Origin of the sequence: beta proteobacterium MWH-UniP1, from assembly GCA_036362785.1 — a bacterium.
GTDB lineage: Bacteria > Pseudomonadota > Gammaproteobacteria > Burkholderiales > Burkholderiaceae_A > Lacustribacter.
Genome location: CP143625.1, coordinates 164434 through 181835, shown reverse-complemented (window position 1 = coordinate 181835; position 17402 = coordinate 164434). Strand labels below are relative to the sequence as shown.

Annotated in this window: 23 protein-coding genes and 1 tRNA gene; 15 read left to right on the top strand and 9 right to left on the bottom strand. The window is 52.6% G+C overall.

What is annotated here, in order from left to right:
• The first annotated feature begins 4 nt into the window (after window positions 1–4).
• Window positions 5–1351 (top strand): murein transglycosylase A, encoded by a 1347-nt coding sequence (locus tag AOB54_00975; protein ID WVN41990.1) that lies wholly within the window; start codon window positions 5–7, stop codon window positions 1349–1351.
• Between the two features lie 46 nt (window positions 1352–1397).
• Here AOB54_00975 and AOB54_00970 read toward each other — a convergent pair whose 3' ends face one another.
• Window positions 1398–2168 (bottom strand): DsbC family protein, encoded by a 771-nt coding sequence (locus AOB54_00970; protein WVN41989.1) that lies wholly within the window; start codon window positions 2166–2168, stop codon window positions 1398–1400.
• Window positions 2169–2203: 35 nt separating this feature from the next.
• On the bottom strand, window positions 2204–3376 hold the full coding sequence (locus tag AOB54_00965) for an FAD-dependent monooxygenase (protein ID WVN41988.1): 1173 nt from the start codon (window positions 3374–3376) through the stop codon (window positions 2204–2206).
• A gap of 350 nt (window positions 3377–3726) precedes the next feature.
• Here AOB54_00965 and AOB54_00960 point away from each other — a divergent pair, with 350 nt between their 5' ends.
• Window positions 3727–4395: a hypothetical protein gene (locus tag AOB54_00960; GenBank protein ID WVN41987.1), complete on the top strand. Its 669-nt coding sequence runs from the start codon at window positions 3727–3729 to the stop codon at window positions 4393–4395.
• Window positions 4396–4630: 235 nt separating this feature from the next.
• Here AOB54_00960 and AOB54_00955 read toward each other — a convergent pair whose 3' ends face one another.
• Complete coding sequence (locus AOB54_00955) at window positions 4631–5197, bottom strand: hypothetical protein (protein ID WVN41986.1); 567 nt, start codon at window positions 5195–5197, stop codon at window positions 4631–4633.
• On the opposite strand from AOB54_00955, the gene AOB54_00950 reads away from it, so the two are divergent.
• The 5 genes from AOB54_00950 (at window position 5196) to AOB54_00930 (ending at window position 7126) form a co-directional block, all read left to right on the top strand.
• Complete coding sequence (locus AOB54_00950) at window positions 5196–5609, top strand: lysozyme inhibitor LprI family protein (protein WVN41985.1); 414 nt, start codon at window positions 5196–5198, stop codon at window positions 5607–5609. The genes AOB54_00955 and AOB54_00950 overlap by 2 nt on opposite strands.
• 200 nt (window positions 5610–5809) lie before the next feature.
• Window positions 5810–6001 (top strand): hypothetical protein, encoded by a 192-nt coding sequence (locus AOB54_00945; protein WVN41984.1) that lies wholly within the window; start codon window positions 5810–5812, stop codon window positions 5999–6001.
• Between the two features lie 372 nt (window positions 6002–6373).
• Window positions 6374–6449, top strand: a tRNA-Phe gene (locus AOB54_00940).
• A 40-nt stretch (window positions 6450–6489) separates the two neighbouring features.
• A complete protein-coding gene (locus AOB54_00935; protein ID WVN41983.1) occupies window positions 6490–6789 on the top strand; it encodes a nucleotidyltransferase domain-containing protein in 300 nt (99 codons plus the stop codon).
• Entirely contained in the window at window positions 6779–7126 is a 348-nt protein-coding gene (locus AOB54_00930) for a HepT-like ribonuclease domain-containing protein (protein WVN41982.1), read from the top strand. The genes AOB54_00935 and AOB54_00930 overlap by 11 nt, the downstream gene beginning before the upstream one ends.
• Window positions 7127–7238: 112 nt before the next feature.
• On the opposite strand, the gene AOB54_00925 is transcribed toward AOB54_00930, so the two are convergent.
• Window positions 7239–7586: a DUF3024 domain-containing protein gene (locus AOB54_00925; protein ID WVN41981.1), complete on the bottom strand. Its 348-nt coding sequence runs from the start codon at window positions 7584–7586 to the stop codon at window positions 7239–7241.
• 225 nt (window positions 7587–7811) lie between these two features.
• On the opposite strand from AOB54_00925, the gene AOB54_00920 reads away from it, so the two are divergent.
• From AOB54_00920 to AOB54_00905, 4 genes are all read left to right on the top strand, one after another.
• Window positions 7812–8756 carry a hypothetical protein gene (locus AOB54_00920; protein WVN41980.1) on the top strand — a complete coding sequence of 315 codons (945 nt, stop codon included), beginning with the start codon at window positions 7812–7814 and terminating at the stop codon, window positions 8754–8756.
• A 548-nt stretch (window positions 8757–9304) separates the two neighbouring features.
• Entirely contained in the window at window positions 9305–9565 is a 261-nt protein-coding gene (locus tag AOB54_00915) for a helix-turn-helix transcriptional regulator (protein WVN41979.1), read from the top strand.
• Complete coding sequence (locus tag AOB54_00910; GenBank protein WVN41978.1) at window positions 9555–10808, top strand: type II toxin-antitoxin system HipA family toxin; 1254 nt, start codon at window positions 9555–9557, stop codon at window positions 10806–10808. The genes AOB54_00915 and AOB54_00910 overlap by 11 nt, the downstream gene beginning before the upstream one ends.
• Before the next feature lie 13 nt (window positions 10809–10821).
• A complete protein-coding gene (locus AOB54_00905; GenBank protein ID WVN41977.1) occupies window positions 10822–11151 on the top strand; it encodes a multidrug efflux SMR transporter in 330 nt (109 codons plus the stop codon).
• Between the two features lie 18 nt (window positions 11152–11169).
• Here AOB54_00905 and AOB54_00900 read toward each other — a convergent pair whose 3' ends face one another.
• Entirely contained in the window at window positions 11170–11592 is a 423-nt protein-coding gene (locus AOB54_00900) for an OsmC family protein (GenBank protein WVN41976.1), read from the bottom strand.
• A gap of 31 nt (window positions 11593–11623) precedes the next feature.
• Window positions 11624–12427, bottom strand: a complete 804-nt coding sequence (locus tag AOB54_00895) for a hypothetical protein (protein ID WVN41975.1) — start codon at window positions 12425–12427, stop codon at window positions 11624–11626.
• Between the two features lie 178 nt (window positions 12428–12605).
• Between AOB54_00895 and AOB54_00890 the strand changes: the two genes are divergently transcribed.
• The 3 genes from AOB54_00890 (at window position 12606) to AOB54_00880 (ending at window position 14210) form a co-directional block, all read left to right on the top strand.
• Window positions 12606–12740, top strand: coding sequence for a hypothetical protein (locus AOB54_00890; protein ID WVN41974.1), 135 nt, complete (start codon window positions 12606–12608; stop codon window positions 12738–12740).
• Window positions 12741–12807: 67 nt separating this feature from the next.
• Complete coding sequence (gene rarD / locus AOB54_00885; GenBank protein WVN41973.1) at window positions 12808–13695, top strand: EamA family transporter RarD; 888 nt, start codon at window positions 12808–12810, stop codon at window positions 13693–13695.
• Between the two features lie 137 nt (window positions 13696–13832).
• Complete coding sequence (locus AOB54_00880; GenBank protein WVN41972.1) at window positions 13833–14210, top strand: RidA family protein; 378 nt, start codon at window positions 13833–13835, stop codon at window positions 14208–14210.
• Here AOB54_00880 and rquA read toward each other — a convergent pair.
• Window positions 14207–14938 (bottom strand): rhodoquinone biosynthesis methyltransferase RquA, encoded by a 732-nt coding sequence (gene rquA, locus AOB54_00875; protein WVN41971.1) that lies wholly within the window; start codon window positions 14936–14938, stop codon window positions 14207–14209. The genes AOB54_00880 and rquA overlap by 4 nt on opposite strands.
• A gap of 118 nt (window positions 14939–15056) precedes the next feature.
• Here rquA and AOB54_00870 point away from each other — a divergent pair, with 118 nt between their 5' ends.
• A complete protein-coding gene (locus tag AOB54_00870) occupies window positions 15057–15806 on the top strand; it encodes a DUF2189 domain-containing protein (protein ID WVN41970.1) in 750 nt (249 codons plus the stop codon).
• Between the two features lie 93 nt (window positions 15807–15899).
• Here AOB54_00870 and AOB54_00865 read toward each other — a convergent pair whose 3' ends face one another.
• Window positions 15900–16421: a hypothetical protein gene (locus AOB54_00865; GenBank protein WVN41969.1), complete on the bottom strand. Its 522-nt coding sequence runs from the start codon at window positions 16419–16421 to the stop codon at window positions 15900–15902.
• A gap of 3 nt (window positions 16422–16424) precedes the next feature.
• A complete protein-coding gene (locus AOB54_00860) occupies window positions 16425–17381 on the bottom strand; it encodes a TIM44-like domain-containing protein (protein WVN41968.1) in 957 nt (318 codons plus the stop codon).
• Between the last annotated feature and the right edge of the window lie 21 nt (window positions 17382–17402).

Sequence of the window (17402 nt, the reverse complement as noted above, 5' to 3'; positions counted from 1 at the left end):
CCACATGACTGCTGACCCCAAGTTGATAACGCGCCATTTTAAGAGCCAGACCCTGCGAGTAATCGGGCTGCTGGCAATGGTTTTCAGTGTCGAGCTTGGGGCGGGGGGTGCGGCCGCCCTGATTGATTCAGCCCATGCGCAACAGGCGCTGGCCCAGGCCCCCATCAGCGAGGCCCAGGGCTTGAGAGGCCAACCAGGGAGTGCGGCATCTGGCAGCGGGAGGGCCAAGGGGCAGGCGGCCCAGCCCACACGGCCTAACGGCGCTCCTGCAAATGGGGTGGGTCCGGGCCCTATGGCCACGCTTCGGCCAATTCGGTTTGGCGACCTGCCTGGCTGGGAGTTTGAGGATTTCAAGGGCTTCTGGCAGGCCCTGTCGAACAACTGTGCTGTTATGCGGCTGCGGGCGAGTAACTGGGCGGGTATCTGTCGGGAAGCCGATGGAATTTCTGCGGGCGATAGCACTGCGATTCGCCAATTGATTGAGTCCCGATTCACGCCCCATGAATTAAGCGATACCAATGGTGCCCGGTCCGCAACCATCACCGGTTATTACGAGCCGCTGTTGCGGGGTTCACGCAGCCGGGGCGGGCCGTATCAGGTGCCGCTTTACCGAACCCCGAAAGACCTGATCAATGTGGACCTGTCGTCGATCTATCCCGAGATCAAGGCGCTCAGGCTTCGGGGCCGACTCGAGGGCAATCGGGTGGTGCCCTATCCCACGCGGGCAGAAATTGAATCCAAGGGTCTGCTCGCCGGCCAAGAATTACTCTGGGTCGACGATCCGATTGAGGCTTTCTTTTTGCAGGTTCAGGGCTCGGGCCGCATTCAACTACCCAATGGCGAATCGATTCGGGTGGGCTATGCCGAACAAAACGGCTATCCGTATCGATCGATTGGGAAGTATTTGGTGGAAAAGGGCGAACTCCGTGTGAGTGATGCCTCCATGCAAGGGATCAAGGCCTGGGTGGCGGCCAACCCCCATCGGCGCGACGAGCTCTTGCACCAGAACCCAAGTGTGGTTTTCTTTAAAGAGATTTCAAACTTAAATGCTGCAAACGGGCCGCTGGGTTCGATGGGGTTGCCCTTGACGGCACAGCGCTCGCTCGCGGTGGACCCAAGATTCATTACCACCGGAAGCCTTGTCTATATGTCGACGCGCGTACCCAGGCCCACAGCACCACCGCGTGATCCTGGCGTTCCGTTTCAGCGGCTGATGATTGCGCAAGACACCGGTAGCGCCATTCTTGGCGCCCACCGAAGCGATATCTTTTTTGGAACAGGAAGCGAGGCCGGTGAGATTGCCGGCCGTATGCGCAGTGATGGGCAGCTGTTCGTGCTGCTGCCCAACTAACAAATCCTGCTGAGATTAATCTGGGCAGGATTTACTTCCGCGGGGCTTACTTCCCCGAGAGCCCAGCCTCTAAGCGATCTTTCGCGACCGCGCCCTGAAGCCTGCGGCCATCGGATAAGAAGGTGGTGGGTGTGCCGGTCACACCGAGTGACTTGCCCAAGGCCAAGAGTTTTTCGGCTTCGAATTTGCAGCCACTTGGTGCGGCAGGCGGCTCTTTGCCAAACAACATCCAATCGTTCCAGGCTTCCTCACGGTTTTTGGCGCACCAGGCGTTACGCGAGACTGTCTCTGATTCGGCACGCAGAATCGGGAAAAAGAAGGTGTAGATCGTGACATTGTTCATGTCGAGCAACGTCTTGCGATAGGTTCTGCAGAAGCTGCAATACGGGTCTTCAAACACGGCCATGACACGCTTGCCGTTGCCGCGTACTGTTTTGAGTGCAAGATCTAATGGCAGTTTCGAGAAGTCAATCTTGTTGATCTCTTCCATACGGCCAGCGGTGAGATTGGCGCCTGTTTTCAGGTTGACCAGCTGGCCCTCGACGATGGCAAAGGTGCCCTTTTCATCGGCATAAAGCAGATCGGTGCCAATGCGGACTTCCACAATTCCCGCCATTGGGGTCTTCGATACAGATTCGACTTTGTAGCGGCCCTGAAGCCAGGTCTCGACTGCTTTTTTTACAGTGGATTCAATTGCTGGCGGCACCTTTTGTGGCGCAGTGGTCTGGGCAAACGACAGATTCACCAGCGCAACGCCGATGACCGCAATCAGCAGTCTTGATATCCAGCGCGGCGCATGAAAAAAATTTAATCTCATCAAGTTCTCCAAACCCGTATCAATTCTTGATTACTTTACTGCGGCGAAATGGCCTGACGGATCAGGAATTGACGCAATGGCCCAATGTCGGCCACCAAACGCATGCCCCAGCTGCGCAGTCGCGTCATCGATGGGTGAGTCTGGATAACGAACCGCTGCAACATATCTAACCCCCACTGGACTCGCTTCACGCGATGTCGCCGCTGTTTGTCATAGCTACCCACCAGGCTGTGTGCACCGGGATCGTCTTTGGCGTCTTTCCAGAGCTCTTCCAGCACCAATAAATCTTGAACGCCAAGATTTAACCCGTAGCCTGCCAAGGGATGCACCGTGTGGGCTGCATCACCAATCAACACAGTGCGCAATGCCGATTGCGCATCCGTCAGGATCATGCGAAGCGGCGCACTTGCCGCTTCGCCCTGCAGGGTCAATGTGCCAAAACGATGCTGCGAACGGTCGGTGATTCGACTGGCGAATTCCGCAATCGATTCTGGTGATGTTGGATTTTCTTTGAAAGTGGACCAGACCATCGACACCAAGTGTGGATCTGAGAGTGGCAGCAGGGCGAGAATCTCGCCCTCATCGAACCACTGAGTCGCCACACCGCCATGGGGGGCTTCAGTCTTAAACGTGGCCACCACACCCTGCTGGCCATAGTCCCGCTGACCCCACAAAATGCCCGCCTGCTGGCGCACCCAAGAACGGGCACCATCTGCACCGACCACCAGCTTGGTCTGCAGGGTCTGGCCAGCGTAGGTAATTTCGACCTGATCGACCGATGCCTTGACCGCATCTGGTTTTGCTTTTACGCGATGGATCTGGGGGCGAAACTGAACGGCTTGCTCGAGTGCGTTCAGCAGGTCCCGATGCAGGATCATGACCGAGAGGAAATCAGCACCCGCGTCGGTTGCGGAGAGGTCCACACGCGTGTTGCCAGTGAAGACCTCCATGCGGGTGACGGTGCACGCATGGGGCTGTGCGGCAGTCCACACGCCCAGGCGCTTTAATAGGTCAACGGTAAGGGGCGCCAGGGCGTAATTACGAGCATCGGCACCGTCGGTGCGGCCCTGCTCTTCGGGACCAAACCAGATGACTTGATGGCCAAGGTGGGCTGCCGTCAGGCAGGCAAGAGCGCCCATGATGCCGCCGCCGATAACGGCGATGCCCGCCTGGGCTGGGAGGGATTTGGAGTGATGTTTATTGGTCATAGGACCCTAAGGATCGCCCGAGAGGGGCGGGCAAGGCAAGTCGGTGCGGGGCTTAGGCTATACTGTCGTCCTCGTTTTGATGCCTTTTCGGCATGACGAATGTGGCTCGGTAGCTCAGTCGGTAGAGCAGAGGACTGAAAACACAGGGTAGTCTTCCTTATGGGACAGGTTCGGGTGCAATGCCTAGACTTAAGACCGGTAAAACAGACCCACATTGGTAAGAATGTACTAGAGCGCTTTAGTCGCCTTTAGTAATTTAGCCATCAATACCTCAGATAATTTAACCTTAACAAATAAAGATATGTGGCAAAAAGCTGTTGCCAGAGTCAACCTCGCCCGGAGAGAACGAAATGGTCGCCATACCTGTTAACCCACTCAATCCCCTAATTGCCGGTATTCGTGCAATTTATCAAATAGCAGGCGACCTGAATGCGTTCGTAGACAAACACATTCAAGAGATGATTGAAAGCGAAAATCAAACCATCAGTTCTGCAGGGCGCGTACTAGAGGGCGCGAAGTTTGGTTTTGGAATTGGCTATATCACTCCGCTTGCGATAACCGTCGTCGGGCAGCTAATCCTAGGTAACAACCTTTCCGCAATCGGGGCGGCAACTAGCGGTGTAATTTTGACCAACCCGCTAGCGATGACCTGTGGCGCGATCGGCGCCATCTACTACGGCTGGAAAGCGTTAAACGTTGAAGAGCAAGACTCAATCCTTGAGAAAGTCTGCGAGACATTCAATGTGGGAAAAGAGCTTATCCGCGCAATGATCAACTACGTTACTACCTCGCTTAAACGAAGCCTTTCATCAGAAAATCTTGCAGACCTTAGGAAATTTGTGAAAGAGAGTATCGACACACTTGGTCGTACAGTAGGAGTGGTCGCAAAATCGCTGCTAGAAGTGATTAACGATGTTGCAAACTCTGTCAAAGAAGGTTTTAACAAAGTAAAAGATGGTGTAAGCAGTACGGCAGAAGGCGTAAGTAACTCTGTCAAAGATCGATTTGAGAAGAAGTGATTTTTGACCTCCTAAAAATTAAAAAGTCCTTTGGCGAGCAAAAAAAGCATTGAGGCCACCAGCAACCAAAAAATCACAATCAAAGACCGGCCGATTCCGTATCTAAATAAGCTGTAACCGACTGACGCTATGATGATTGCGCCGAAGAAGTAGGCAAGGACAGTTGACATGCTTGAGCCCTTAAATTGTGTGTTTTGCTTAGCGAAGTCTTAAACCATTACGACTGCTGGAAGTTTCAAATCTTTTCTTTTCCTTTGCCCTTTGCGGCTGCGCTAATCGCGGCCCCGATAAAAAGCCCGAGCACCACAAGTGATCCTAGAGCAGCGTCGAAAAAAGCTTTAATTGGAACGATGAATGTAACCCCCCAGAGCGCAAAGATAACCATTGCAGGCACCGCCGTCTTTTTTCTCAATGGGAGTTTTTCTACAATCTGCTTGGGAATAGCGATTCCGAGCTCGATAGCATCTCTGGCGTACGCTACAAACGCATCAGCGATTGTTTGGTAAACCTCGTCTAGATCAATTTCCTTTGGAGCAAATTTCCCGGCGCCTTTTCGCATCTCCTCTATCAAATGCCCCACAGACTTAATGTCTTTCGCCTCTATAACCACCTTCGGAGGAGGCTCAGGCTGAACAACCGAGCAGCCAGCGACTGGATACAACGCCAACGCCCCCAGCCCTTTTAAAACTGTTCGCTTTTGCATAGTGACCGCCTTTTTAAAGTTTTTTATATAGATAACGATTACACCATAAAATCGTTTTAATTTGCGATTTGGCGCAAGTGGGTAAAAAAAGGGCAGCATGCTTATGAAACACTTAAAAAAACTACCGACAAAGTTTGTGACTTGCATTTTATTTTTTTCGGCGCTCCCATCTTTTGCGTCGAATTGTAAAAATGCAATAACACAGCGCGAGATGAACGCATGTGCTTCATCAGCTCTTGATCGCGAAACGAAGAAAATAAACAGCGTATATGGCGATCTCAGAGCAAAGTTGGATGAAAAGCAAAAATCCAAACTGAAGGAAATTCAATTGGCGTGGATTAAATTCCGAGACTTGAAGTGCAAATTTACGGCATCCGGAGTCGAAGGTGGATCTGCGTATCCGATGGTACGTGACGCTTGCCTGGCAGAAATGACTCAACAGCGCATTAAAGAGCTCAGTCGTTTTCTTAACTGTGAAGAGGGCGACTTGAGTTGCCCAGTAACGCGGTAGAGTGTGCGAAAAGTAAACCTAAAGAAGTAGAACAGATACAGCCATCTGACGACAGCGACCCTTCAGAGTGCTGTGAATAGCGCCTCGAAAGTAATCCAACGGGCTCAGGCACCCCAATGCACATCGAACTAGCCAAATGGGCTCAGTCATGTCATTTTTAGATTTAATCGGGCTCTCATTTCCGTCAAGAAAACTTACGCATGAAAGATGCTTACATGACAAAAAAACTTACGTTTGGGCAATGGCTTGGGCTTCGGTCCGCAGAGTATGTAGTGATCCTGGCACTCCTCGGGCTGTTTGGCGGGGAGGGGACCTTTGAAGAAACACTCAAGGCCGGAGTAGTGGTTTTCGTAGCCGTTCGGATCCTGGTGCTTTTAAAGGTCCTCAAGTGATCAAATTTTTTACATCTAACTACACACATAAAGGCAAAAATGACTGAATATTTTCAAATCTTCATGCTGGTAGTAGGCGTCTATGCGTCTAGGAAGGTCTTCGCTTGGGTCGAGGAGGAGTTAAGGGAGTAACAAGGAAAACCCAAGGAAGCACTCAAAAATTCCCCTGGCTCGGCGGTCTCGGCAGGTCTTTCCCATGGCTCTAACATCCTCAAGCACCCCAGAAATGGCTCTCAGAAGCCATCCTCGGTGAGGGGCCCATTGGAGAAAGGACCCTAAGGATCGCCCGAGAGGGGCGGGCAAGGCAAGTCGGTGCGGGGCTTAGGCTATACTGTCGTCCTCGTTTTGATGCCTTTTCGGCATGACGAATGTGGCTCGGTAGCTCAGTCGGTAGAGCAGAGGACTGAAAATCCTTGTGTCGGTGGTTCGATTCCGCCCCGAGCCACCATCCCTTGATGGCCTGCCCGCCCGGGCACATAATCGGCAGCATGAAACGCCTGCCGATTGAACCCACAAAACTCGCTGCTTTTTGCGAAGCCAACGGCATTCGCAAGTTGTCACTGTTCGGCTCGCAGCTGCATGGCACCGCAAGGCCTGACAGTGATATTGATTTATTGGTGGAGTTTTATCCGGATCGGGTGCCAGGGTTTTTTGGAATCGTGCGCATGGAGTGCGAACTATCAGAAATGGTTGAGGGAAGAAAAATTGATCTTAAAACCCCGATGGGGCTCTCTCATTTCTTTCGTGACCAAGTTCTAAAAGAAGCATTGCTGCAGTATGGCAATTAAAGACATAGCTCGAATTGGGCACATTCTCGAAGCAGCAGAAGACTTATCAAAGTTTTTAGAGGGCAAGGACAGGGCTTCGCTGTCATCTGACAAGATGCTTCGGTATGCGGTTATAAGAGCTATCGAGATTATTGGCGAAGCTTCCTCTCAAATTTCAGCTCAAACTAAAGCGAGCTACCCAGGTCTTCCATGGCGTGAAGCGATTGGTATGCGTAACGAATTGATTCACGCATATATCACCGTGGATGAGGAGATCGTCTGGACAACCGCGACGATAGACATTCCACATTTTGTCAGCGAAATCAAGAGAGTCGGCCTTGACCAACTCAAGGACTGAAACCACAGGGCCGTCTCCCTTATGAGATGCATTCGGATGCAGTGCCCGATGCGAATTCACCATATCGACCCCGTCGTATAACCACTACTAAAGCTAAATTTTTTTCTAGGGTTCAACCAAAGAAACAACCGTAGCGATCGTGTTCAATGATCGCCAGAGCCTCTTCAATGGTATCTGCGACGGGGTCAGGTTCGTAAGCTTGCCACTTTCCGCTGGCTCGCATCCAGTAGATATGCCATAGGTCGGCGGTCTTGATGTACCTGAGTTTGGCAAATGGGCTTCTGGTGAATTCGCCCGGATCGCCCCGCCAAACCGGACGAACCTCGAGAAGCATCACGGCTTGCCCATCAATTTCGTAGTCGTAGTCAAGCTGCTTCTTGATCTCCGGCGGCACACGCCGGATACACCAGTCGCCGACAAGATGGTCAATTCTGCCAATTTCTTCGATACTGAGTGCCATACGATGCTGAAATTAGGTTTGAGTATGAAGCGTATATTATCAACGGCATAGGTGCGACTGAACCTCGGAACCAGGCAACCACCAGCTGGACGGGATGACGCGCAGATCAGGCATACTCGGCTTTGGTCGGATTGAACCGCCCCGCCACGCGCCGTTAGGCATCACCGCGCCGACTTTTCAACGTACGCTTTTTTAGTAAATCGATCCCATTTTTGGATTACTTCGATGATGAGACATTTCCTCAAGGCCGTCGGTGGTCTTTTACTCATGTGTGCGGCCACGATCTCATTTTTTCATCAGCAGTCGCTGGACGCTATCGTCTTTTTTGTAGAGCGTTATCTCTCGCCTGATAACCAACTCGAGCCGCAGACGATCATGCTGATTGCTGCATATTTCTTTCTTTTAAAAATTTGTCTAGTTGTGTTGGGTGTTTTACTGGCCACGCCCCTTGGGTACATTTTATGGCTTGCTTTTCGGAAATTATGCGAAGCAGCTATAGACACGTCAAGGCTTAGGAGTTTTTTGTTTGCTAATTCCCGCCTGCAAGAGACAACTGAAAAGAGATTTTTTATAGCAAGCACAGCGGCAGCCTTATTAATGCATTTGCTTGTACTGATTATTGGTGAGCCAGCCCATGAGGGACTTTTGGAAACGACCAGCACCTTTTGTTTTCTTTTGGCGGGATTCTTGGCGTTTTATGCTCTTTTCCACGCTCGGAAGCAGTCGGATATTGACATACTTCCAAAATCTACAAGGCTGTTCTTAGGCTGCCTTGGCGTTGTTCTTCTAGTGCTTTTTGGTGAGGAACTGAGCTGGGGGCAGCGAGTGTTCGGCTGGGAGTCGTTTGGTATCTTCGAAAAGTACAACTTTCAACAAGAAACCACGATTCATAACTTTTTTAATCCTCTCTTTACCTTCATTTATCCAGCGGTTGGAGTGTCGTTTTTTGTTTCCAGTGTTTTGTTTTGGGTGTTTCCAGCAAAGAAAGTCCATGCGCTTTTATTTTTGATTGCGCCCCCACCGAGTTTCTCTGTTTTAATCTTTGCGATGGCGGGATTTAGTTTTAAAGGACATAGCGAGGCATTTGAGGAACTCTTGGCCCTATTCTTCGTCTTGTACACCTACCGGATAGTATTAATTTTGAGGAAGGTGCGAACAGCGGCGCGTTGATAAGCCTTGTGCTGCGCCTTGCTGTCTTCTCGCTCACTACAGTATCAAATCGCTAACTAATCAGACAGGACGATTGAGCGGCCAAGGGAGACGGCCCCAGATGCCCACTTCGGCCGTGAAAGGTTGTGCGACTGGCAGACCATGCCAGACGGTGCCGCAAGGCTTCAGAGCTTTAGCCGTGTTTTTCGACATCGAATTTTTAGCAAATTAATCGCTGTGACTTTCACGGCAAATCAACGGCTTAGAAGACCCTGAAAATCCTTGTGTCGGTGGTTCGATTCCGCCCCGAGCCACCACTCTCTAACCGTCTATCGACTGACTCTCCCCCATTAACGGGGAATGCAGCATTCACTCTCCACCTACTGGGTAGCCTGACGCGTATGTCTGAAGATCTTAGCGACTAACAAAAATCCACACAAAAAATTCCTGATCGGGAATTTTCAGTCTAAAAAGCAGTCTTTTTTGTAAAAAATTCCCGAACGGGAAATAACGCTTGCACCGCTCTTCACTCTGGGCAATAATTTCCCGAACGGGAAACAAAGCGATTCATGAGCTCCATACAAACCACAGAAAACCTCGGCGATGCACTGCGTGCTGCACGCAAGCAGCTAGGCCTAACGCAGCCCCAGCTTGCTTTGGCGGCCGGGGTTGGTGTGCGCTTCATCGTGGACCTTGAGGCAGGAAAGCCCACTCTGCGTTTTGAAAACGTGCTGCGCGTGATCGACGCCTTGGGGGGAACGCTCCAAATTACTGGCCTAGCATCATCAGCCCCTGAAAATCACCCCGCAGGCGACAAGCATGGTGCATGAGCTGGAGGTCTGGCTGTTCGCCGATCGGATTGGAATCCTGTCCCTGAGCGAGGGTCGATTGAGTTTCCGTTACGCCCCGGATTGGCTCTCACGCCCTGACGCGGCGCCCCTGTCCAGCTTACTGCCTCTGCAAGCAGAACCATTCCACGATCATCACACGCGGCCCTTTTTTGCGGGACTATTGCCAGAGGGGCAACTCCGGCGACTCATTGCAAAGCAATTTCAGGTGTCGAGCCAGAACGATTTTGCGCTGCTTGACCATATCGGTGGGGAGTGTGCCGGGGCCGTGACCCTGCTGGAGCCAGGGCAGTCGATGCGTAGTTCTGAGCAAGAGGAAGATGTTCAGTGGCTAAGCGGCGAGGAGATTGTCGCCATTATTGATGAACTGCCACACCGGCCGATGTTGGCTGGCAAGACTGGCTTGCGGCTCTCACTGGCCGGCGCTCAAGACAAGCTGCCCGTGGTCTTCGATGGCGCCCGGATTGGCCTTCCTAGAAACGGGACGCCCAGCTCACATATCTTGAAGCCTGCCATCCCTACCCTGGCAGACACAGTCACCAACGAGGGGTTTTGCCTGGCGCTGGCCGAAGCTATGCAGCTCAAGCCAGCCATGTCACAGGTGCATTCTGTGTTGGGGCGACAGTTTCTGTTGGTCGAGCGCTACGACCGGGTGGTCGATGCGCGAGGCCATCGGCAGCGACTGCACCAAGAGGACTTTTGCCAGGCGCTAGGCGTAGTGCCAGAAATGAAATACCAGAACGAGGGTGGCCCGGATCTGGCGCAATGTTTTGATCTAGTTCGGCGGGTTGTGCGGCCTAGCGCACCACAAATTCTGCGCTTGCTCGACTATGTGATCTTCAATGCATTGATCGGCAATCATGACGCACACGCCAAGAATTTCTCGCTGCTCTATGCGGGCAAGTCCGCCGTGCTGGCGCCGCTCTATGACGTGCTTTCGACAGCGGTCTATCCAGGGTTGACGCCGAAGATGGCGATGAAGATTGGTGGCAAATACAAGTTCGATGACGTCCAGGCGCGGCACTGGGATCGGTTCGCTGAAGCAGTTGCACTAAGCAAAGCTCAGACCAGAAAGCGGATCTTGGCATTGGCGAAATTGATGCCGCTTGCCGCGCGTGAACTGCAGTCAGACCCCAAGCATGGCTTCACCAACCATGGTGTGGTCGAACAAATCGTGAACTTGATCGAGCAACGCTGCACCCTGACAATACGACGGATTTCTTAAAGGAGTGCATTTTTTGGCTTGGCTTTACCTAAGCATTGCCATCTTGGCTGAAGTCGCTGGCACAGTCGCGTTGAAATACACCCAGGGTTTTACTAAGCCCTTGCCCCTTCTTGTGGTCATCTTTGGCTACGGTCTGGCGTTTTTTCTGCTTGCCAAAGTCGTTCAGACCCTACCACTTGCCATCACTTACGCGATCTGGTCGGGGGCTGGCATTGCGCTGGTTGGTGTCATTGGCTGGTTAGCCCTGGGACAAAAGCTTGATGTCGCTGCGCTTATGGGAATTGGATTGATCATCTTAGGGGTTGTGGTAATCAACGTGTTTTCAAAGTCTATTTCGCACTAATCATGCTTTGGTTGAAAATCAAATCTCGTGCAACTCATACGCAGAAGTAATCTCTGCAGTCATGCCCAACATTTTGGTGGCAGAACAGTATTTAGACTGCGACAGATTAATAGCGCGCTCAACCAGATTTGGTTTTAGATTGCGGCCATAGATTTTGAAAAGCAGATGGATCTTGGTGAAGACCTTGGGGTCGGTCTCGGCACGAGTAGACTCGGTAACCACCTGACACTGATGTAAATCGAGTCCGCTTTTCTGCAGAATCAGCACCACATCATAAGCGGTGCAGGCAGCCGCGCCTGAAAGCACCACTTCCATGGGCCGCGGGCCAAGATTGCGGCCACCGCCTTCGGGAGCGCCGTCCATCACGAAACTGTGGCCGGAGCCGGTCTCGGCAATAAAGCTCATGGTCTCTTTGCCAGCCCAGCGAATGGTGCAGTCCATTTCAGAATCCTTTTCTTAAAGCGGGGGGGGGTTATTGGATTAAATCCGCAGAATCAATGAAATGGAATTTTATAGTGGGTGGCTTAAGGCCGGCCCCCCGGCGCAAAACTCGGGTTTCAAGTTCATCCATCTGCAGCTCCACGCGATAGTCCTCGCTAAACGTGCGATCCCACCGGGGCAGCAGTTCTTTCAGATACATGTAGTCCCATTCCAGGCGTTTGATTGCCCCCGTGGCCTCGAGCAGAGTGAGCTTGGGCCACCTCTCGCCGCCCGGCCGGCCATACGTAACCACACTCAGAAACGAAGTGAAATCTTTATAAAAGGGATCGGATTCATCGACAGTCTTTCCATTGGAATAGACGGCATCCATCAGATAAGTCACGGTCAGGTTACGTTGGGAGCGCTGCGCTGCCTGAAGTATCAGATCGTGAATGGACCGAGACAGGCAAAGTTCGGCATGCCCGCCGGCGAGATAAATCTGCTGGACATTGACCGGGAACGCTATGTCTCCGTCGATGGATTTGACCCAGTAGTCAGGCTGACAGTCTTCGAAAAAGTAGCTCTGAAGTGGGCTCTCATCCACCAAATAAACAACTGGGATCTTTCCTTGTTTGGCAAACCGTACCGCTGCGTCCACGCCGTATTTCGTAGCGTGACGGGGTTCAAAGACACTCGAAGCATGGGTCACGATTAAAACCGCGCGGTCTTTGATCTGAATCGCCCCCGGATCAGTAAACCTAGGCTCCGGGCAACTCGCCTGGGCAGTTTGCAGCCAAAAACCAGCGATCAAAAAACCGGTCAGGCGGTAAAAAAATGGGGCTAAAGGGACCTTCATGATCGAAATCAAGTGGTGTTTTTTTATAAATGTATACGGATTAGAGGCAAATGAAAATGCCAGAGCAAGACCGAGCCAATTCCACTCAAAAAGCCGCCCCCAAGGCCAGCACCCTAGGGTTTCCCTGATACACTGACAACTCCAGCTCATCTGAGAGCTGAGTTTTTACGAGGTTGCCATGTCTGTAAACCGTGCTGTAGAAACCAAAGACCAAGTCGTCAAGATGTACACCATGTATGGCGCAGCATTTATCGCGCTGATCGCGGGCGTATCGGCGATGGGCTGGTTTCTCTATAACGTCAACGTCGGCTAGACCGGCTCAACATGCCTGGCGTTGATGCGCCGGGTGCCAACTTTTTCAGGGCATTTGCTCAATCGGGATGTCCAAGGGCGTCTTACTGTCTGTTACCGCCTCGGTGCTCTTTGGCGTGCTGTATTACTACAGCACTCTGCTGGCCCCGCTGAGTGGTGAAGATATCTTTGCTTGGCGAATGATTTTCACCATCCCCTTTATGGTCGGCTTTGTGGCGGCTGTGGGCGATGGCCACATGGTTCAGGCCATCTGGAAGCGCGTCAAAACCGAACCCACCTTAATTCTGGTGCTCCTGGCATCGTCGGCTTTTTTAGGTCTGCAGCTCTGGCTATTTTTATGGGCACCAACTGCCAATAAAGCACTTGAAGTGTCTTTGGGCTACTTCATGCTGCCCCTGACCATGGTGCTGACTGGCCGGGTGGTATTCAAAGAAAAACTCACCCGTTGGCAGAGGCTTGCTGCCTTATCGGCACTCATTGGCGTGGCCCATGAACTGGTTCGGGCCGGAAGCTTCTCGATCGAAGCCCTGGCCGTCGCTCTGGGCTACCCAGTCTATTTTGTGGTGCGCAAAAAGTTTGGGATCGACCACATTGGTGGGCTATGGTTTGACTTGGTGTTGCTGCTGCCGGTTGCGATCTGGTTTGCACTACAAGGGCAGGTCAGCATGGATTTTGTACAAGAAAACGCTAAGTTCCTGTGGCTGCTGCCCATACTCGGATTGCTGAGTGCATGCGCCCTGATAGCCTATATTGTTTCGGTCCGTTACTTAAGCTTTGGGCTTTTTGGGCTACTGGGTTACGTGGAGCCTGTGTTGTTGCTATTCGTGGCACTACTGCTTGGCGAAACCATCAGCGGTACGGAATACTTTACCTATGGCCCGATCTGGCTGGCCGTTGGGTTTTTAATCATTGAAGGCATTCTGTTCTTGTCCAGACCGAAACGCGTCTCTGGGTAGAATTCGGGGGTAACGCCTATGACAAATGCCGAAGCCGTTTATTTATTTATCGGTTCGCTCATCGCCGGTAGCCTGTTAGTGCTACTCGGGCTGTGGTTTTACATCAGACACCGAATCAAAAAAATTGAGAAAGAAGAATGCGACAACTAATTTCGACCGGTTCACCCTTTGAAAAAACCATGGGCTACTCACGGGCCGTTGCCCAGGGGCCGTTTTGTTTTGTGTCTGGCACCACGGGCTATGACTACGCCAAGATGGAAATGCCCGATGACGTTGCGGCTCAGGCAGAAAACGCCTTGGCTACGATTCAGTCGGCCCTGGCACAAGCAGGCTTTGAAATGAAAGATGTGATTCGGGCCAATTACTACATTTCTAAACCCGAATATGCAGACGCCATCGTGCCGGTACTGGGCAAAGTCTTTGGTGATGTGCGGCCTGCCATCACCCTGCTGGTGGCTCAGTTAATGAAGCCGGAAATGAAAATCGAGATTGATGTAACGGCGTACAAGGGCTAAGCGCGCTTAATTGTTAGCACCTGATAAACGCCCCCAAAAAAATCTTGGGTGGATTCAATCGTAAGGCCGCAGTCTTTTGGTAACCAATGGGCGATGCCCTTGGTGAACAGGTCCGTTGCGAAGGGCTCGAGCACCTGAAGCACAGGCTTCCAAAAAACACGGAATGGATTGAACCGGGTGGGTTTTGAGTAATCCACAACGACCATGGTGCCACCAGGCTTTAACACCCGGGCAGCCTCTTGCAGTGTTTTTTCACGGACATCAGCGGGCTGCTCATGCAGTAAAAAGAACAGCAAGACCTGATCAAAGTTATCGTCAGCAAACTTCAATGCCCCGGAGTTCATGCAATACAAATGAACCCGCTGATCGGGCGCAAGCTTCGCACTGAGATTGCCAAGCTGAACCGGCAGGATGTCCACGATTTCGAGCGATGCATCCGGGGCCAGACGGTCCACCATCATTGGGGTAATGTCGCCATAGGCGCAGGCCACCTGCAGATTTTTTCCCTGAATGGGCTGCCCAAGGGCACGCAAAGCGGCATCTCGCAGGCGGTTGTAATTGCCCCACAAAATGAGATTGACCAGCCACTGGCGCTCAAAAAAACGAACAGCCTTGGGGTGGACATAAGCCCACCAGTAATGGGCCCGAAGATATTCGGGAACCGGGGGGGCGCTTGGCGACGTGGTCGGCCTTAAATTGGGGTTCGGTGGTTGGAACTTGGTCATCATGCTTTTTGCCTGAGGGACGGCACAACCCACACCATAGCGGATTTTTCCGGCCGAGTCCTCGTAAAATCTCAAACAAACGGCGAATATCCAGGCCGTTTAACTGACAAAGGGGGAGACGATGTCAGCAGTCATGGAACAACCGCAGCAATTACCGGCCACCGCCGCATTTGGATGGCTTGCCCAGGGTTGGCGCGAAATGCGCGAAACGCAATTTAAGGGTGTGGTCTACGGCGTTATTTTTGTGCTGATGGGGTATGCCATACAAACCGTGTACCAGCACCTGTGGCAGATGACCATGGGGCTTACCGCTGGATTTTTTCTGGTGGGGCCCTTTTTATGCTGCGGCATCTACGACATTTCCCGACAAAAGGAGCGGGGCTATAAGATCAATGTGTCTGCCAGCACCATGAGCTGGTCCCGCAACTGGAAGTCCATCGCGTTTTTCGCAGCGATTCTGACGTTTTTTATGATCGTCTGGGCCCGGGTGTCGGTGGTACTTTTCGCACTATTTGGCACCCACAATTACCCCGACCTGAAAGACATGATCAGCAAGATCATCTCGCTCGACAACATCGAGTTCTTGATGGTCTGGTCAGGGGTGGGCTTTGTGTTTGCCAGCCTGGTCTTCGCAATCTCGGTGGTATCCATGCCCATGTTGCTGGACCGCGGGTCCGACACCATGGAATCGATCGGCACAAGCGCCAAGGCATTGTGGGCGAACCCAACGGCCATGCTGGTCTGGGCAATTTGTATCGTGGTGATTATTGGCGCAAGCCTGGCGATCTTCTTGCCGCTCTTGGCAATCACTGCACCGCTGATTGGCCACACGACCTGGCGTCTTTACAAGACGCTGGTGCCACCACGCTGATTGTCACCGGTATCCAACACGGTGTCAGACACCACGTTACGGTGTCTGACACCGTGATGTAGACATCGTGATCCGTAATATCGCCGTGATGTCTTAGCGCGACAGGGCGTCGATACGTTTTTCTAAACGATCAATGGCGTCACGAAATTCCCGCAGGGCCTGATGATGGGCATCTGCCTGGCGGCGGCCGACCACCACCTGGCCTTCGTGAATGGCATAGTCCGCGACTTGTTTTGCGAAAAGGCCTGCGGGTGACTGATTCCAAAAACGCTCCCAGGGCGAGATACGCTCTTTCATGAGTTGCACCAGGGGGCCAAGTTTTTCGGCCACCATGGCATCGCCCTCGATCCGCGGGCTCTTGGTGATGTCGGAGCCAATCACAATCGTGACATGGGGCTCTTTGATCTCGTTGGCATCAATCACGGGGTTGTTGGAGCGCGCCGCAATTAAGCCGATTTCTTTCAAAAGACCATCGGCTTCGATTTCCCAATCCACACTGCCGCCGATGGGAAAGACGATCCGCATGCGCTTGCCCGCAAGGCCCCGAAGGGCCTTGTGCAAATCATCATCTTTGGCAATGGCCCAGTTCAGGGCGGCAATCAGATTGTTTTTCAAAATTTAGGCTTCAACCTGAGTGATACCCGCCAGCATCCAGCCCATGTCGCCGTTTTTCACGCGATGCAGGGTCCAGACTTCATCGAAGTCAACAGCGGGCGCCTCTGCGCTTTCACGGATCAGACCGCTGAAGCGAATCTGGACTTCATCAACCGGTTTGCCGAAATCGTCTTGGGCATCGGACATGCCAAGCCACTCCGCATCTAAATTCACGACCTGGGTTTGGTTAACGGCGCCCTTGCGATCAGCGATTTGATGTGACAGTTCACGTGTCATTTCAGGCGTGCAGAACTCTGCCAAGGCATGAATATCACCCGAATCCCAGATAGCCTGGAGTTTGGTGAATTGCTCACGCGCGACTTTTACGAACTGCTGAACTTCTTCCTGAGACACGGCGGTTGTGACAGCAGCGGGTGCGGCATCAAAGGCGCCAGCGCCCGTTCCAGCTGCGCCCGACGATGATGGCCAAGACACATTAGAGGGGCGTGCTTCAGCACCAAGGTCGTGATTGCCGTAGCCGGTTTTGGCCATCGCAGGCTGGCCGTAACTGCCAGCTGCGGCCTGACGACGCGCGGCAAACATGCGAAATACTGCGAAGAGCACGACGACCGCCAAGAGAATCAGCATCAGGCTCATGAGCTCTTCACCCAAGCCCAAATAAGAAGCAAGTGCTGCAAGGCCCAAGCCCGCAGCAATACCGGCCAAGGGGCCCATCCAGCTTTTACGCGCTGGCTGAGCGGCAGCGGTTGATGCTGCACCGGGATTGGCGGCCTGCTGACCCTGGGGTGCAGTCTGCGGTGCTGTGGCAGGTTTTGCCGGTGTGGTTGTGGGCGCAGTTTTAGACGGTGCAACGCGGCCGATGTTGCTGCCACCGCCAAGGCGCTTGGCCTCGGCCTCGATGACGGGGGCACCGACCAACATCACGCTAACAACAGCAGCCAACCATGATTTCTTATTCACTTGACGGTCTCCTGATTGATC

What these genes read in the sequence shown, in the direction of transcription:
- AOB54_00975 (WVN41990.1), top strand. Translation starts at nt 5, where the DNA reads ATGACTGCTGACCCCAAGTTGATAACGCGCCATTTTAAGAGCCAGACC.
- AOB54_00970 (WVN41989.1), bottom strand. Translation starts at nt 2,168, where the DNA reads ATGAGATTAAATTTTTTTCATGCGCCGCGCTGGATATCAAGACTGCTG.
- AOB54_00965 (WVN41988.1), bottom strand. Translation starts at nt 3,376, where the DNA reads ATGACCAATAAACATCACTCCAAATCCCTCCCAGCCCAGGCGGGCATC.
- AOB54_00960 (WVN41987.1), top strand. Translation starts at nt 3,727, where the DNA reads ATGGTCGCCATACCTGTTAACCCACTCAATCCCCTAATTGCCGGTATT.
- AOB54_00950 (WVN41985.1), top strand. Translation starts at nt 5,196, where the DNA reads ATGCTTATGAAACACTTAAAAAAACTACCGACAAAGTTTGTGACTTGC.
- AOB54_00955 (WVN41986.1), bottom strand. Translation starts at nt 5,197, where the DNA reads ATGCTGCCCTTTTTTTACCCACTTGCGCCAAATCGCAAATTAAAACGA.
- AOB54_00945 (WVN41984.1), top strand. Translation starts at nt 5,810, where the DNA reads ATGAAAGATGCTTACATGACAAAAAAACTTACGTTTGGGCAATGGCTT.
- AOB54_00935 (WVN41983.1), top strand. Translation starts at nt 6,490, where the DNA reads ATGAAACGCCTGCCGATTGAACCCACAAAACTCGCTGCTTTTTGCGAA.
- AOB54_00930 (WVN41982.1), top strand. Translation starts at nt 6,779, where the DNA reads ATGGCAATTAAAGACATAGCTCGAATTGGGCACATTCTCGAAGCAGCA.
- AOB54_00925 (WVN41981.1), bottom strand. Translation starts at nt 7,586, where the DNA reads ATGGCACTCAGTATCGAAGAAATTGGCAGAATTGACCATCTTGTCGGC.
- AOB54_00920 (WVN41980.1), top strand. Translation starts at nt 7,812, where the DNA reads ATGATGAGACATTTCCTCAAGGCCGTCGGTGGTCTTTTACTCATGTGT.
- AOB54_00915 (WVN41979.1), top strand. Translation starts at nt 9,305, where the DNA reads ATGAGCTCCATACAAACCACAGAAAACCTCGGCGATGCACTGCGTGCT.
- AOB54_00910 (WVN41978.1), top strand. Translation starts at nt 9,555, where the DNA reads ATGGTGCATGAGCTGGAGGTCTGGCTGTTCGCCGATCGGATTGGAATC.
- AOB54_00900 (WVN41976.1), bottom strand. Translation starts at nt 11,592, where the DNA reads ATGGACTGCACCATTCGCTGGGCTGGCAAAGAGACCATGAGCTTTATT.
- AOB54_00895 (WVN41975.1), bottom strand. Translation starts at nt 12,427, where the DNA reads ATGAAGGTCCCTTTAGCCCCATTTTTTTACCGCCTGACCGGTTTTTTG.
- AOB54_00890 (WVN41974.1), top strand. Translation starts at nt 12,606, where the DNA reads ATGTCTGTAAACCGTGCTGTAGAAACCAAAGACCAAGTCGTCAAGATG.
- rarD (WVN41973.1), top strand. Translation starts at nt 12,808, where the DNA reads ATGTCCAAGGGCGTCTTACTGTCTGTTACCGCCTCGGTGCTCTTTGGC.
- AOB54_00880 (WVN41972.1), top strand. Translation starts at nt 13,833, where the DNA reads ATGCGACAACTAATTTCGACCGGTTCACCCTTTGAAAAAACCATGGGC.
- rquA (WVN41971.1), bottom strand. Translation starts at nt 14,938, where the DNA reads ATGATGACCAAGTTCCAACCACCGAACCCCAATTTAAGGCCGACCACG.
- AOB54_00870 (WVN41970.1), top strand. Translation starts at nt 15,057, where the DNA reads ATGTCAGCAGTCATGGAACAACCGCAGCAATTACCGGCCACCGCCGCA.